Below are 15226 nucleotides of genomic sequence, written 5' to 3' on the forward strand. Positions count from 1 at the left end.
TCGATGCGCACAGTCATTGTTACCGGAGCAGCGGGCGGGATGGGAGCCGCGATCGCAACACGGCTTCTCGCTGAGGGGTTTTTGGTCGCAGGGTTTGACCGCAGGCCGTCCCCCGCGACATCACGCAGCTGGGAGCTCGACATCGCCGATACGCGCGTTGTGGCCGAGACCACCGCCGAAGCCGCTGAGTCCCTGGGCCCCATCATCGGTCTCGTGAACGCCGCGGGCTACTACGAGAGCATCCCTTTCTCCGAGGTGACTGACGAGGCTGCGAGCGCGATGCTTCGCGTTCATCTGGGCGGATTCTTTGCGACGGCGCGCGCGGTCATCCCCATGATGCTTGACGCTGGCGTTGGCAGGATCGTCGCGATCACCAGCGAGCTTGCTGTGGGAGGCGGGCCGCGCGACTCACACTACTCGGCAGCAAAGGGCGCTGTGCTCGGAGCAATGCGAAGTCTCGCCGCCGAACTCGCCGGAACGGGTATCACCGTCAACTCGGTCGCGCCAGGGCCGACGAACACCCCGATGCTCCCCGTTGATTCGCAGTGGCGGGAGCCAGAGTATCTCGCCACGCTGCCAACGCGGGCGCTCGCCGAACCAGCAGACATAGCTGCGTGCGTGTCATACCTCATCCAATCGAGCGGATTCATCACCGGTGAGACACTTCACCCGAACTCAGGAGCAGTGATCTAGCGATGACTCTTTCTCTCAGTACGCTCGCCGGGCGCCGCGCGCTCGTCACGGGCGCGACGGGCGGGCTTGGCCAGGCGCAAGTCACCGCGCTGAGCGCCGCGGGCGCAACGGTGTATGCGCACGGGCGGAACCGCGACGCGCGGCTGGAGCTTCTCGAGGCGACGGGTTCGGTGACCGGGCTGATCGCAGATCTCGCGACCCCGGCCGGCTGCCGCGGCCTCGTGCGAGATTCTTCAGGCGCCGACGGCCTGGATATTCTCGTCGCGAATCACGCCACGATGTCGATGTCCCTGCTCGCAGCAGCCGATGAGGCAGAGTGGTGGCGGGTCGTCGAAACGAACCTCCTCGGCACGTTCGCCCTCGTCCAGGAGGCGAGCTCCGTAATGCTCGAGACTGGCCGCGGGGGCAGGATCGTCGTCATCGTCAGCGAGTGGGGCGTCACCGGTTGGCCCGAGGCAAGCGCCTATGCCGCTTCGAAGGCCGGACTCATCAGTTTGGTGAAGTCGTTGGGCCACGAGCTCGCTTCCGAAGGCATTTTCGTCAACGCGGTTGCCCCGGGCGTGATCGATACGCCGCAGCTTCTGGTTGACGCGCAGTCTGCCGGGTTGTCGCTCGACGAAATGCACGCGGAGTACGCCACAAACATTCCAGTTGGCAGAATCGGGCAACCGGAAGAGATCGCCGAAGCTGTCCGCTTTCTGTGCGATCCGGCGCTTACCGCCATGGCTGGCCAGACAATTCAGATCAATGGCGGCGCCACGCGCGGCCGCGTTTAGGAAGGACCTCTCCAGTGAACACCAACGCCCCCATCCCCCCGGTCGACGGTCAGCTCTCGCCGCGCTACGCAGGATTCACCACGTTTGCCCGGCTGCCCAGATTGGGCGATGCCCCAACACACGACATCGCTATCGTCGGCGTTCCATTCGACTCGGGCGTCACCTTCCGGCCCGGCGCGCGCTTCGGCCCAGGAGCGATTCGCGAGGCTTCACGGCTATTGCGCCCCTACAACCCGGCGCTTGAGACCGCTCCCTTCGCGACGTTGCAGGTCGTGGATGCTGGCGATCTCGATTGCAATCCGTTCGACATCACCGCGGCGCTGGCAGAGATCGAAGCAGGGCTTTCAACGCTCATCGGGGACGGGAAGCAGATCGTGGTGCTTGGCGGAGACCACACCATCGCACTCGCCTCACTTCGCGCACTCGCCAAGGTGCACGGCCCAGTCGCGCTGGTGCACTTCGACGCACACCTCGACACCTGGGGGCCGTACTTCGACACCCCGGTCACTCACGGCACGCCGTTCCGTGTCGCGATCGAAGAGGGGCTGCTGTTGAAGGAGCACTCCGCTCACGTTGGCATCAGGGGATCGCTCTACAGCGCCGACGATCTCACGGACGATGCAGAGCTTGGCTTCACGATTGTGCACGCGCGCGAGTTCCACACGACACCGTTCACTGACATCATTCAGCGGATCAGCGACAGAGTGGGTGACGCACCGCTGTATATCTCTATCGACATTGACGTGCTCGACCCCGCTCACGCGCCGGGCACCGGCACACCGGAGGCCGGTGGACTTACGAGCCGCGAGTTGCTCGAGCTCCTGCGCGGCCTGAAAGACAAGAACCTTGTCGGCGCAGATGTCGTGGAGGTCTCCCCACCGTTCGACCACGCGAGCATCACGTCGGTGGCGGCAGCGCACTGCGCGTATGATCTGGTATCAATCATGGCCAGGAGGTAACCAGCGTGGAGTTTGAGTGGCCAGGGGGCGCCGCATGCGCCGCGTCCTTTACGTTTGACGTTGATGGCGAGTCAGCCGCCGTTGGTGCTGCGCCGGCTGCAGCGGCGAGCATGAGCGCAATGACCCACCAGGCCTACGGCCCACTCATCGGTGTTCGACGGATCCTCGGGCTCCTGGAGCACCACGGCGTGCGCTCGACGTTCTTCATCCCCGGATACACGGCTGACCGGTATCCGGGGGTGGTACGGGATATCGCCGCGGCCGGCCACGAGATCGCCCATCACGGGTATCATCACGTCACCCCCACCACGCTCACCCCCGCCGAACGCGTGCGTGAGATTGTTCGCGGGAGCGACACGCTTGAACGCATCTCCGGGCAACGCCCGGTCGGCTACCGCGCCCCAATGTGGGATCTGTCCTGGGACATGCCAGCGCTACTCGCCGCCCACGGCTTCGTGTACGAATCGAGTCTCATGGATTCAGATCTCCCCTATCCACTGCTGGGCACCGCGAAGCACTCCCCTAGCGGTACGGATCTCATTGAGATTCCAATTCAGTGGGCCCTCGACGATTGGGAGCAGTACTGCTACCTGCCAGGCGTGACTGAACTCGGCCCGATCCAAACGCCCGGCCACGCGGTCGAACTGTGGCGCAGCGAGTTGCATGGCACGCGCCGCTTCGGTGGATGCTGGGTGCTCACCAATCACCCGTTTCTCAGTGGCCGACCGGGCCGCGCCGCCGCGCTCGACGCGCTCCTGGCCGAGGTCTCATCGTTGTCAGACGTGTGGCTCGCGCCGATGATAGACATTGCGGCTCACACGGCAACGCTCAACCTCCCTGCGCGCGTCGTCGAAGCTGTGGAGCCACCGGCGGCTTGAAGAGGCGCCTGAGTGCCCCCGCTGAGACTGCCTCTAGGTGTAGTTCCTCGGGACGTTGTGAACGCTCGAGATAGATGAAGACCTCCGGAAGGATGGGGTTTACCACAACTCAAATCCTCAACCGGGGGTCTTCATGTCCCACGCTAACGCACCCCTCACCCCAATCGGTAGAAGGCGCCTGGCATCCCTCATCGTTGATCAGGGATGGCCCATCAGACGCGCAGCGGAACGGTTCCAGGTCTCGCCCGCGACCGCTGCAAAATGGGCGTCTAGATACCGGGCCGGTGAACCCCTCACCGACCGCTCCTCACGCCCGCACCATTGCCCGACGAAGCTATCGAAACGACGTGAGCATCGCATCATCAGCCTCCGGTTCACCCGGCAATGGGGTTCCCATCGCATCAGCTACCACCTCGGCATTCCTCGTTCCACGATTGAACGGGTCTTGACCCGCTTCCGGATGCCCAAACTCGTGCACCTCGATCAAACCACCGGCCTCCCCGTCAGGAAGCCCACACCAGTGAGATACGAACGATCCCAGCCCGGGGAACTCGTCCATGTCGATATCAAAAAGCTCGGCAAGATCCCCGACGGAGGCAGCTGGCGTGCGTACGGGCGCGGATCTGACGCACACAAACGTGCGCAGCGTGCGTCAGGGAAAGCGGCGCGCGCAGGCGCGTTTAGTGCCGCGCTCGGAGATGATGCGAAGCATCGGTATACGCGCCCGTACCGGCCACAAACCAACGGGAAAGTGGAGCGGTTTAACCGGACCCTTGCGCAGGAGTGGGCGTACGCGGCGACGTATGACAGTGATGAGGTCGGGGCCGCTACATACGACGCCTGGCTTCATCATCACAATCATCACAGACCCCATACCGGGATCGGTGGGCAGACTCCCTCAGATCGTGTTCACAACCCCACTGGGAACCACAACTAGGCGAGCCCTAGCTCCCCGAGGCCTCCCGAAGCGCCAGCTTCGCCGCACGCTTCCGCTTGTCTTTCGCGCCGAGCAGCAGCGCAGTGCCGAGCACCGCAAAGGCCGGGCGGTAGTACTTCTGGTCGAGCTCTTCGAAGCGCTTGTTCGGCTCGGCAAGCCCGAGCGCCCGCAGCGCGGCAGCCCCGCCGAAGGCAGCGCGCGCGATCAGCGCGACCCCGGCCACGCGGCGCACACCGACGACAAACTTCCCCTCGCCAAGCCCGCCGGCCGCGACCGCGCCACCCGCAAATGCAAGACCAGAGACCACGGCGGTTGCCTGCGCGCTCGGCTGCTGCTTTGCGTTACCGACGACCGCTTCGCCGAGGCGCTTGTGGTTTTTCTCGGGCCAAGAGGAGCCCGCGGCCCACACAGCGTGCACGGCTCCCGCCGCGGTGAGCCCGGTCCACGCCACCAGGCGCGCCGTTCGTGTAACAAAACCCATGTGGTACTCCTCGCTAGTTGCCGGTTGCCCTGAGTGTAGAACGACGCGCTGAGGATTACCCCCAGCGCGTCGCCTCGCTACTCCGAATAACCCCTGGGGGTTACTCCCAGCGGTTCGGATCCATATCGCTGATGATGTGGCGAATGGTGCCCGAGTGCGAGCGCATCACAATGCTCTCGGCGCGCACGAACGGCCCGCGACGCTGCACGCCCTCGACGAACTCGGCGTCGGTGATGCCCGTCGCAACGAAGTAGCAGTTGTCGCTCGCGACGAGGTCGTTGGCTTCGAGCACGCGGTCGAGATCGTGGCCCGCATCGATTGCGCGCTGGCGCTCATCGTCGTCTCGCGGCCACAGCTTGCCCTGAATTACGCCGCCGAGCGCCTTCACCGCGCAGGCGGTGATGATGCCCTCGGGGGTGCCACCGACACCGACGCACATGTCGATGCCGGAGTCCCAGCGCGCGGCGTTCACGCCGCCAGCGACGTCGCCGTCCATGATGAGGCGCGTGCCCGCGCCAGCCTCGCGGATGTCGGTGATGAGCTGTGAGTGACGCGGGCGGTCGAGCACGGCAACGCGAATGTCTGAGACGTCAACGCCCTTTACCTTCGCGAGCGCACGAATGTTTTCGCCGATGGGCTTGCGAATATCGACGACGCCGACACCCTCTGGCCCGGCGACGAGCTTGTCCATGTAGAACACCGCAGATGGGTCGTACATGCTGCCGCGGTCGGCGACGGCGATCACTGAGAGCGCGCCCGGGCGGCCCTCAGCGGTGAGGCGGGTGCCGTCGATCGGGTCGACGGCGACGTCGCACTCGGCGCCGAGACCGTTGCCGACGCGCTCGCCGTTGTAGAGCCACGGGGCGTCGTCTTTTTCGCCCTCGCCGATAACGACGGTGCCGTTCATGTTCACTGTCGCGAGGAAGCGGCGCATCGCGTCGACGGCCGCACCGTCGGCTGCGTTCTTGTCGCCGCGGCCGATCCACGGGGTCGAGCGCATGGCGGCGGCTTCGGTCGCGCGAACGAGCTCCATCGCGAGGTTGCGGTCGGGCTGCCAGTCGTCGAGCGAAAGAGGATCAGTCATACCCATAAGACTACCGCGTAGACTGGTGTTCGCAGTGCGGCTAGGTGACGTGTTCGTGACCCGGCGCATCGCACTGCCACGACTCAATGTGTGTTGCCGTGAGCGATGCGCGCAACCACCACAGAATCCAAGGAGCCCATATGCCCGTCGCAACTCCGGAACAGTACGCAGCGATGCTCGATGCCGCAAAGTCAGGCGGATTCGCCTTCCCAGCGGTCAACGTTTCGAGCTCGCAGACCATTAACTCCGCAATTCAGGGCTTCGCTGAGGCAGGCTCCGACGGCATTCTGCAGGTCAGCTTTGGCGGCGCAGACTACCTCGCCGGGCACACCGTGAAGAACCGTGCCGGCGGTGCAATCGCGTTCGCGAAGTACGCGGAAGAGGTTGCGAAGGCGTACGACGTGACGGTTGCGCTGCACACCGACCACTGCCCCAAGCAACACCTCGAGAGCTTCGTGCTGCCCCTCGTCGCCGCAAGCGAGGAGCGGGTGAAGGAGGGCGGGCTGCCCTACTTCCAGTCGCACATGTGGGATGGCTCGGCAGTGCCGCTCGCCGAGAACCTCGAGATCGCGAAGGAGCTGCTGCCACGCATGGCGGCGATCGGCATCATTCTCGAGGTCGAGATCGGCATCGTCGGTGGCGAGGAAGACGGCATCAGCCACAAGATTAACGACAGCCTGTACTCGACGCTCGAAGACGGCATCGCGACCGTCGAGGCGCTCGGGCTCGGCGACCAGGGCCGCTACCTCACGGCGCTCACCTTCGGCAACGTGCACGGTGTCTACAAGCCCGGCGGTGTGCGGCTGCGCCCCGAGCTGCTCGCTGAGATTCAAGATGGCCTGCAGGCGAAGTACGGCACCGGCAAGAACCCCCTCGATCTCGTGTTCCACGGCGGCTCGGGCTCGTCGGCCGAGGAGATCGCCGAGGCCGTTCGCAACGGCGTCATCAAGATGAACATCGACACCGATACGCAGTACGCGTTCACGCGCCCGGTCGTCGACTACATGCTGAAGAACTACGACGGCGTGCTGAAGATCGACGGCGAGGTCGGCAACAAGAAGGTCTACGACCCCCGCGCCTGGGGCAAAGCGGCCGAGAGCGGCATGGCCGCGCGCATCGCGCTTGCCGCCGAGCAGCTTGGCTCGGCAGGGAAGTCGGTGAGCGCCTAGTGTCGGAGGAGCGCGACGGGAACGCGGGCACTCCGGCGTCACCGGAGCCCGCTGCCCCCGCGGTGGATCCGGGGGCGGCCACGCCAGTGCCGGCCCGCGATTCCCGGCCGAAGCCAGAGTTTGGCGAATACGCGCCAGAGGGCTGGGAGTGGAAGCCCGAGGGCGCTGCCGATGAGGCCGCGAACACCCCCGGCGTAGGAACACGAACACCAGGTGCCGGCGGAGCTGGCACCGGCGCGACCGTCGGCGCGCCGACGCCGGCGACCGTGCAGGGCGTGCCGCATAACCTCGGCGCAAATCTGCCCCGGCCAGCCCGCAGGGGCTCGGCGGGTCGCGGCGCGGCCGCAGCTGGCGGCGGATCGGCACAGGGCGGATCGGCACAGGGCCACCAAGCACCAGGCAGCCAAGCATCAGGAGGCCCAACGCAGCACTCGGCTGGCGCCCCGTATCGCGCCCCAGCGGCGGGCGACGCCCGGGCCCCGCACCAGGCGGCGCAGCTTCAGCAGGCTCAGTTCCAGGCGCCCGCGCAGGGCGGGTACGCCCAGCAGAAGCCCGCAAACCTTGGCGATCGGGTCATTACGATTCTGTTGCTCGTGCTCGGCGCGTTCGGGGCGCTGTACTCGTCGCTGACGCTCATGGGTTTGCGCAACGTGTTCGCGGTGATGGAAGACGCCCCCGGCGTGACCGACCTCACTCCCCCGGCTTGGCTCGACATGACGGGCAAGGTCGCCGGCATGGTCGTGCTCGTGCTCTACGGCCTCATGCTCGTGTACTCGATCCGCCGGCTGCGCGCTCGCAAGCTGACGTTCTGGGTGCCGCTCGTGCTCGGCGTTGTCGTCTCCATCGCGGTGATCGTGATCGTGGCGAGCGCGATGTTCGGAACGCCCGAGCTGGCGGAGATCATGAGCGACCCTTCGGCTTCGGCTGAGCTGCTCGAGTATCTGCAGGGGTTCCCGACGAGCTAGCCCAGCGCACCCGCGGGTCGCGCGCCGCCCGGCTCGACTGAGCTCGGCGGCGCGCTGTCGTTTCGGCACGCTGTCGCTGCGGCGCGACCACCACGGCTCTCGGCCCCCGCGGCTCGCGGCCGCTCAGGCGCGATCGCGCGCGCCGACGCCCGGCAGGCTCGGCGTCAGCTACGCTAAACCCATGAGTTCACAGTCGAGTTCACCGCAGGGTTCGCCGCGCCGGCCCGAGCCAGCTGGCGCCCCGGCCGGCACCCCCGCGCAGACGCCAGCACCGGCGTCACAGCAGCCCCGCGCCAAGCTATCGCCGGGCACCGTCGCCCGCTACGCGAGCGGTTCTCTCGCGACCGGCGGCTTCGCCACCCTCCCGGGCCTCGTGCTCGTCTACTACCTCACCGACTCGCTCGGGGTCACCGCGCTTATCGCCGGCCTCATCGTCACGCTCGCGAAGGTGTGGGACGTGATCATCGACCCCATCATCGGTGGGCTCAGCGACCGCACGCTCGCCCGCACCGGCTCGCGGCGCGGCCCGATGGTCATCGGTGCGATCGGCCTGCCGATCGCGTTCGTGCTGATGTTCGCGGTGCCGCCGGGCGTCGGGCCAGCGGTCTCTGCGATCTGGGTGCTCTTCGCGTTCGTCGCGGCGGCGACGTTCTTCAGCATGTTCCAAATTCCGTATGTGTCGCTCCCGGCCGAGCTCACCGACGGCTACAAAGAGCGCACCCGCCTGCTCACGTGGCGAGTCGTCGTGCTCACGGTCGCTATTTTGCTGTTCGGGGCCGGCGGCCCCGAGATTCGTGACCTGTTCCCCGACAACCAGCTGCTCGGCTACCTGCTCATGGCGATCGCCGCGGCAGTGCTGCTGGGCGGGAGCCTGTGGCTCGCCTCGACGGTCGCGCCCCGCGGTGCGCCAACGATCGCCGCGAACGGCGGGCACCGCGCTTTTTCGCTCGCCCACTACCGCGAGGGGCTCAGCGCCCTGCGCGACAGCAAGCCATTCCGGGCGCTGCTTGCGACGTTCATGCTGCAGGGCCTCGCGACCGGCCTCATGCTCGCCGGCGCGCAGTACGTCGCCAGGTGGATCCTCAACGACCAGGGCGCCGTCACGGTTCTGTTCGCCTCGCTCATCGCCCCTGCCCTGCTGTTCGCGCCCGTGTGGCGGTGGGTCGCCGACCGCATCGGCAAGGCGCGCACCTTCCGCATCGCGAGCCTGCTCTTTCTCGTGGCCGCGGTCGCGCTCACTGGCATGCTGCTGTGGCCCGGCATGTGGATCCTCGCCCCCGTCGGCGTCGCCGGCGCCGCGTACGCCGGCATGCAGACCATGCCGATGGCGATGCTCCCCGACGTCATGAGCCACGACGCGGCAACCTCGGGCGACCCCGAGGGGCGCGCCGGGGTGTTCGGTGGTGTGTGGACAGCGGGTGAGACCGCCGGCATGGCCCTCGGATCCACCACGCTTGCCCTCGTGCTCGCCGCGACGGGCTACGTCGAGTCCGTTGCCTCGGTGACCGTCACCCAGCCGGCGACCGCGGTCTCTGGCATTGCGCTCGCGTTCAGCCTCTTCCCCGCGCTGCTCATGCTCGCGAGCCTCGCGACGCTGCGCAGCTACAGGCTCACCGAGCGCGACGTCGACGCCGCTGCGGGGAGCACCCCGTGAGCCGGGCCACCCAGTTCGCCGGGCCGGAGGCCGCAGAGATTCTCGCTGAGCTCTCGACGCTGCGCGAGCGCGACGCGCCGACCCACGGCGGCCGCGTGCTCTCCTACGTCTACGATTCGGGGCTCGCCGAGCTCGACGCGCTCGCCCGCGACGCGGCGGAGCTCACCCGCCCGCTCAACGCCCTCGACCCGACGACGTTCCCGTCGGTCGCGGTGATGGAGCGCGAGCTCATCGGTTTTATGCGCAAGGCGCTCAACGGCCCGGCAACCAAGCTCGGCGGCGGGCCCGTCGTCGGCAGCGTCACGAGCGGCGGCACTGAGAGCTGCCTGCTCGCGGTGAAGACGGCGCGGGATCTGTGGCGGGCGGAGCACCCCGAGCTCGCCGCGAAGCTTGCGCGGGCCGGGAAACGGCCGCGGCTCGTCACGCCTGCGACCGTGCACGCCGCGTTTCAGAAGGCCGCGCGGCTGTTCGATCTCGAGTGGGATCCCGTCGTGTGCGAGCCAGACGGCTCCGTGCGGGTGTCAGGCTTCGAGCAGAAACTTGGGGCCGACGTCGCGCTCGTTGTCGTGTCTGCGCCGGCCTACCCGAACGGCGCGATCGACCCGATCGCCGAGGTCGCGGGCATCGCAAAGGAGTTTGGGCTGTCGTGCCACGTCGACGCCTGTTTCGGCGGCCTCGCGCTGCCGTGGTGGCCCGGCCTTGCGCCGTGGGATTTTCGGGTGCCTGGCGTCACGAGCATCTCGGCCGACCTACACAAGTTCGGCTACGCCCCGAAGGGCGTCTCCGTGCTGCTGCACCGGGGCCGCAGGCGACACCGTGCCCAGTTCTTCGCGACGACGAGCTGGCCGGGCTACCCGGTTGTGAACCCGACGCTGCTCGGGTCGAAGCCCGCCTCGCCGCTCGCCGCGGCCTGGGCGATCACGAAGCGGCTTGGGAACGAGGGCTACGCAGAACTGACCGCGTCGTGCGTGCGCTCGGCCGAGACGATCGTGCGCGAGGCGTCGCTCATTCGGGGCCTCTCGGTGTGGGGCGCGCCCTCTGGGCCGTCGATCGCACTCGTCGCCGACGAGTCGCTGCCCGAGGCAGAGCGGGTCGACCCGCATCACCTCGCCGACGAGCTCGCGACGCTCGGGTTTCGCATTCAGCACCAGCCGGGGTTCACGCAGCCGGGCGGCGTCAGACTCCCCCACACCGCGCACCTCACGATCACGCCGGTCACCGAGGGCACGCTCCCCGAGCTCGTCGATGCGTTGCGGGCGGCCGCCGACGCCGTGCGGGGGAAGCCGCAGGCGAACCCCAGGCTCGAGCTGCTCGGGCTGCGGGCGCTCGGGTACGCCCCGAAGCGCGACGGCGGCACCTTCCGCGTGCCGTCGCCCGATGCTGCGTGGCGTATCCTGCGGCTCGCGGGGGCTGGCGGGGATGGCGGCAAGGCCTCGTCGCTCCCAGGCAGGCTCGCGCCGCTCATGGCGCTCGCCGAGCGGCTGCCGGCTCCGGTCGCCGAGGCGATCCTCTCCGAGCTGCTCGCGCGCGTGAGCGAGCCGTAGGGCTATCTCACGCGGCAATCGCACTGGGTAACCGCCACGGTGGCCGGGCCCGGGCAGGCGAAGCGCTGCTAGCGCACGCGGCCGCCGAGGGCGCGCTCGTCGCGCTTGCCCGAGGCGTCCTGGCGGAGCTCCTTCGGCAGCGAGAAGACGAGGTCTTCCTCTGCCGTGACGACCGCGCGCACGTCGGCGTAGCCGGCCTCTCCGAGGTCGTCGAGCAGCTCCTGCACGAGCACCTCGGGAACCGAGGCACCGCTCGAGATGCCGATCGTCTCGACTCCCTCAAGCCACTCCTGCTTCACCTCCTCGGCGAAGTCAACGAGGTAGGCGGCCTTCGCACCGTACTCGAGCGCGACCTCGACGAGGCGCACCGAGTTCGACGAGTTCGTGGAACCAACGACCAGCACAAGGTCAGCCTCGGGCGCAATCTTCTTGATCGCGACCTGGCGGTTCTGCGTCGCGTAGCAAATGTCGTCTGACGGCGGGTCTTGCAGGTTCGGGAAGCGCTCGCGCAGCCGGCGCACCGTCTCCATCGTCTCGTCGACCGACAGCGTGGTCTGCGAGAGCCAGACCAGGCGATCCGGGTCTTTCACCACGAGATCGTCGACGTCATCCGGCGAGTTCACGATCGTGATGTGGTCGGGCGCCTCACCAGCGGTACCCTCGACCTCCTCGTGACCGGTATGGCCGATGAGCAGAATCTCCATGTCCTGCTTCGCGAAGCGCACGGCCTCGCGGTGCACCTTCGTCACGAGCGGGCACGTCGCATCGATCGCGTGGAGGTGCCGATCCGCCGCCTCCTGCACCACCGCGGGCGAGACGCCGTGAGCCGAGAACACGACGTTCGCACCCTCGGGCACCTCGTCGACCTCCTCAACGAAGATTGCGCCCATCTTCTCGAGGGTCTGCACGACGTGCACATTGTGCACGATCTGCTTGCGCACGTACACGGGAGCGCCGTAGCGGTCGAGCGCTTTCTCGACGGCGACGACCGCGCGATCGACGCCCGCGCAGTAGCCGCGGGGAGCGGCGAGCAGCACGCGCTTCTCACCTGCAACTGGCAGGTTCTTAAGCCTGCCGCCCAGGCGGCGCATACGCGGCATCGCCAGGCTCACAACCGGAGCACCGATCGTGCGCTGATTAACAACCGAAGCCTGCTGAGTCATGAGCACAAGTCTACGCTGCCTCGCTGAGCAGTCAGTCTGAGTGCTGTGCGCGAACGCGCGCCGCGGAGCGCCACGGCGCCGATACGCCGCAGTCACCCCGAGTGCGTCCCGCGCTGCGCCGCGCCGCACCCCCGGGTCGGCGGCGCCGAGTAGGCTCGAACCCATGGCAGCAGACGCACCCGCAACCCGCGAATCTCCGTGGCCCGTCGCCCTCATGAGCGAAAAGGTCGCCGGGTGGATCGACAGGCTCGGCCAGGTCTGGGTCGAGGGCGAGGTCACCCAGTGGCAGGTGCGCGGTGGTCACGTCTACGGCAAGCTCCGCGACCTCACGCAGGATGCGACCGTCAGCTTCACGGTCTGGCGCTCGGTCGCGCAGCGCCTCACCGCTGACTTCAAGCAGGGCGACCGCGTGATCGCGCTCGTGAAGCCAAACTTCTGGGTGAAGGGCGGCTCGCTCACCATGCAGGTGTTCGACCTGTCGCACGTCGGTCTCGGCGAGCTGCTCGAGCGCCTCGAGCGGCTGCGCAGACAGCTGCAGACTGAGGGGCTCTTCGACGAGGGCCGCAAGCAGCGCCTGCCGTTCCTGCCGGGCAAGATCGGTCTCGTCACCGGCCGCGACTCCGACGCAGAGAAAGACGTCGTGCGCAACGCGACGCTGCGCTGGCCAGGCGTGCAGTTCAAGATCCACTACGCGGCAGTGCAGGGCGATCGCGCAGCGAGCGAAGTCACCGCCGGCATCCGCGCCCTCGACGCCGACCCCGAGGTCGACGTCATCATCGTTGCGCGCGGCGGCGGCGACTTCCAGAACCTCCTCCCGTTCTCTGACGAGGCCGTGGTGCGGGCCGCCGCCGAAGCGAACACTCCGGTCGTGAGCGCGATCGGTCACGAGGCCGATCGCCCGCTGCTCGACGAGGTCGCCGACCTGCGCGCATCGACCCCGACCGATGCCGCGAAGCGCGTTGTGCCAGACGTCGGCGAGGAGCTCGCGGGCATCGACCAGGCGCGCAGCCGCATGTCGAGCCGGGTGAGCCAGCTCTTTAGCTACGAGGCCGACCGCATCTCCCAGCTGCGGCAGCGACCCGTGCTCGCGAGCCCCGAGCGCATCGTCGACGACCGCGCCGAGGAGCTCGTGCGCTGGGTTACGCGCGGTGCGGAGCTCGCCGATCGCGCGATTGTGGATCGTGCCAGCTCCCTCGCCGAGACCCGCGCACACCTCCGGGCACTCTCACCGCAGGCGACCCTCGAGCGCGGCTACGCGATCGTGCAGCTGCCGACGGGTGAGGTGCTGCGCGAACCCGCCGACGCCCCCTCCGGCACCTCGCTTCGCGTGAGCGTCGTTGGCGGCCGGGTCGGTGCCACCTCCACGGGCACCGCGGAATAGCCCGGCGCTCGCCGGCGCCAACTTGCGCTAGTCGGTGCTCCGCAGCTCGCTGCCGTCGGCCGCGACCCTAAACGAAGCGCTGCGGTAGCCGTCGTTGATCACGAACGACGCGCTCACGGGGCCGGAGCGTTCGGTGTTCCACGGATCCGCCTCCGTCTGCGCGAGCTCTCGGCTCGCGGAGTACATCACACCGTCGAGGTCGCTCACACCGACCTCCTCAGCCGCGCGCTCGATCTCGCGGAGGATCGCGCCGGCGTCTAGCTCGCCGAGCCCGAACTGCTCGCTCAGGGTTTCCGGCTGCGGCGAGCCGGGCCCATCGTGAGTGACGCTCCCCTTGCGGTAGTACCAGCGGTCGACGTTGAGGCTCTCGGGGGTGAGCGGCGCGTTCACGCTCACCAGATCTTCCGATACCGTGACGCTGACCACGCGGTCGTGCCCAATCTCCTGGGCAAGCGCGGCGAGCGCCCGGTCGAGCGCGGCCGGCTCACGCAGGTCAGCGTGGAAGCGCCCCTCGGGAATCGCGGCGACGGTCTCCGCGAGGCCCGCGCGGTACGGGAACACAACGGCGGCGCCAGCAAGCATGCCGGCGAGCACGAACGCCGCGATGCGGAGCGGCCGCCACCGGCGGCTCGTACCGATGAGCGGCCGGCGCACGCCAGCAGGTCCGCCGCTTTTCTGCGAGGGGAGCTGCAGGTCTCCTGCGGCCTCGGCTGGCGGGAACTCGGTGTCGTCCCAGATCTGCGCGCCAGCGTCTTCCGCGGTGAGCGCGACCTCAGGGTGCCCCTCCTCCAGAATCGCGACCACGTGCCTGGTGCCTGGCTGAAAGCGGGGAATTTCGGTGAGCTGTACGATGCGTCGCACCCTGGTGCGGTAGACACCGCCGTGCACGGGCCGCACGGTGAGGTCGATGTCGCAGACCGGCTGCTCGTTGATGTGCGTGCCGGTTTGGCTGAGCGCATCGACGCGGGCAAGCCCGACGCGGCCATCCGCAAGGGCGAGCTGCACCTGCTCGCTCGACGGCAGGGAGAGGCCTCGCAGCGACCGGCCGAGGAGCACGAACGTTGCCGACACTACCGTGACGATGATGCCCACGGGAATCGCCCAGGAGGCGGCGCCCGGCGGGCCAACAAGCGCGGCAACGATACCGCCGAAGAGAATTCCAAGGCCAACGAAGAACATGAGGCGAAGCACTGGAAAAGCCTAACGGGTCTGCGAACCGCGCGCTCCCCCGTTCGACGTATCGCGAGCGCCCAGGGCGCAGCGGCTAGACTGAAAGCTATGACTGCCCCGATCGAAGCAGACGTTGCCGCGCTGAGCTATGAGCAGGCGCGCGACGAGCTCATTCAGGTGGTGAGCCGACTCGAGCAGGGCGGCGCCACGCTCGAAGAATCGCTCCAGCTGTGGGAGCGTGGCGAGGCCCTCGCCACGCGCTGCGAGGAGTGGCTCATCGGTGCCCGCAAACGGCTCGAAGACGCGCGGCAGGGCGGCGCTCAAGGCGACACCCCAAGTGCGGTCGAGGCCGAGAACGGAGACGTGTTCTAG

15 protein-coding genes are annotated in these 15226 nt (G+C 68.0%); 11 read left to right on the top strand and 4 right to left on the bottom strand.

Annotated elements, in window-relative coordinates:
• Positions 1 to 3: 3 nt before the first annotated feature.
• The 5 genes from ABD115_RS11140 to ABD115_RS11160 all read left to right on the top strand — a co-directional run bounded on the left by ABD115_RS11140 (position 4) and on the right by ABD115_RS11160 (position 4243).
• Complete coding sequence (locus ABD115_RS11140; RefSeq protein ID WP_343960836.1) at positions 4 to 693, top strand: SDR family NAD(P)-dependent oxidoreductase; 690 nt, start codon at positions 4 to 6, stop codon at positions 691 to 693.
• 2 nt (positions 694 to 695) lie between these two features.
• On the top strand, positions 696 to 1469 hold the full coding sequence (locus ABD115_RS11145; RefSeq protein ID WP_343960837.1) for an SDR family NAD(P)-dependent oxidoreductase: 774 nt from the start codon (positions 696 to 698) through the stop codon (positions 1467 to 1469).
• 14 nt (positions 1470 to 1483) lie between these two features.
• Positions 1484 to 2428, top strand: coding sequence for an agmatinase (speB, locus tag ABD115_RS11150; RefSeq protein ID WP_343960838.1), 945 nt, complete (start codon positions 1484 to 1486; stop codon positions 2426 to 2428).
• 119 nt (positions 2429 to 2547) lie between these two features.
• Positions 2548 to 3306: a polysaccharide deacetylase family protein gene (locus ABD115_RS11155; RefSeq protein WP_343960839.1), complete on the top strand. Its 759-nt coding sequence runs from the start codon at positions 2548 to 2550 to the stop codon at positions 3304 to 3306.
• A gap of 133 nt (positions 3307 to 3439) precedes the next feature.
• Complete coding sequence (locus ABD115_RS11160) at positions 3440 to 4243, top strand: integrase core domain-containing protein (RefSeq protein WP_343960840.1); 804 nt, start codon at positions 3440 to 3442, stop codon at positions 4241 to 4243.
• Between the two features lie 7 nt (positions 4244 to 4250).
• Here the strand turns inward: ABD115_RS11160 and ABD115_RS11165 are convergent, their stop codons facing one another.
• Positions 4251 to 4724 carry a DUF3995 domain-containing protein gene (locus ABD115_RS11165; RefSeq protein ID WP_343960841.1) on the bottom strand — a complete coding sequence of 158 codons (474 nt, stop codon included), beginning with the start codon at positions 4722 to 4724 and terminating at the stop codon, positions 4251 to 4253.
• A 100-nt stretch (positions 4725 to 4824) separates the two neighbouring features.
• A complete protein-coding gene (glpX, locus tag ABD115_RS11170; protein WP_343960842.1) occupies positions 4825 to 5808 on the bottom strand; it encodes a class II fructose-bisphosphatase in 984 nt (327 codons plus the stop codon).
• A gap of 140 nt (positions 5809 to 5948) precedes the next feature.
• Here glpX and fbaA point away from each other — a divergent pair, with 140 nt between their 5' ends.
• From fbaA to ABD115_RS11190, 4 genes are all read left to right on the top strand, one after another.
• The gene (gene fbaA, locus ABD115_RS11175) at positions 5949 to 6977 is read left to right on the top strand and encodes a class II fructose-bisphosphate aldolase (RefSeq protein ID WP_343960844.1); all 1029 of its coding nucleotides are present in this window, start codon (positions 5949 to 5951) and stop codon (positions 6975 to 6977) included.
• Positions 6977 to 7942 (top strand): DUF6264 family protein, encoded by a 966-nt coding sequence (locus tag ABD115_RS11180; protein WP_343960845.1) that lies wholly within the window; start codon positions 6977 to 6979, stop codon positions 7940 to 7942. The genes fbaA and ABD115_RS11180 overlap by 1 nt, the downstream gene beginning before the upstream one ends.
• Positions 7943 to 8123: 181 nt before the next feature.
• Positions 8124 to 9596 carry an MFS transporter gene (locus tag ABD115_RS11185; RefSeq protein ID WP_343960846.1) on the top strand — a complete coding sequence of 491 codons (1473 nt, stop codon included), beginning with the start codon at positions 8124 to 8126 and terminating at the stop codon, positions 9594 to 9596.
• On the top strand, positions 9593 to 11140 hold the full coding sequence (locus ABD115_RS11190; protein ID WP_343960847.1) for a pyridoxal phosphate-dependent decarboxylase family protein: 1548 nt from the start codon (positions 9593 to 9595) through the stop codon (positions 11138 to 11140). Before ABD115_RS11185 ends, ABD115_RS11190 begins: the two co-directional genes overlap by 4 nt.
• Positions 11141 to 11208: 68 nt before the next feature.
• On the opposite strand, the gene ABD115_RS11195 is transcribed toward ABD115_RS11190, so the two are convergent.
• Positions 11209 to 12240, bottom strand: a complete 1032-nt coding sequence (locus tag ABD115_RS11195) for a 4-hydroxy-3-methylbut-2-enyl diphosphate reductase (RefSeq protein WP_343961381.1) — start codon at positions 12238 to 12240, stop codon at positions 11209 to 11211.
• Positions 12241 to 12466: 226 nt separating this feature from the next.
• Here ABD115_RS11195 and xseA point away from each other — a divergent pair, with 226 nt between their 5' ends.
• Complete coding sequence (xseA, locus tag ABD115_RS11200; protein WP_343960848.1) at positions 12467 to 13684, top strand: exodeoxyribonuclease VII large subunit; 1218 nt, start codon at positions 12467 to 12469, stop codon at positions 13682 to 13684.
• A gap of 27 nt (positions 13685 to 13711) precedes the next feature.
• On the opposite strand, the gene ABD115_RS11205 is transcribed toward xseA, so the two are convergent.
• On the bottom strand, positions 13712 to 14875 hold the full coding sequence (locus ABD115_RS11205) for a hypothetical protein (RefSeq protein ID WP_343960850.1): 1164 nt from the start codon (positions 14873 to 14875) through the stop codon (positions 13712 to 13714).
• Between the two features lie 87 nt (positions 14876 to 14962).
• Between ABD115_RS11205 and ABD115_RS11210 the strand changes: the two genes are divergently transcribed.
• Positions 14963 to 15226, top strand: a complete 264-nt coding sequence (locus tag ABD115_RS11210; RefSeq protein WP_343960852.1) for an exodeoxyribonuclease VII small subunit — start codon at positions 14963 to 14965, stop codon at positions 15224 to 15226.

It is taken from the genome of Leucobacter albus (assembly GCF_039528015.1).
In the GTDB taxonomy this organism is placed as follows: Bacteria; Actinomycetota; Actinomycetes; order Actinomycetales; family Microbacteriaceae; genus Leucobacter; species Leucobacter albus.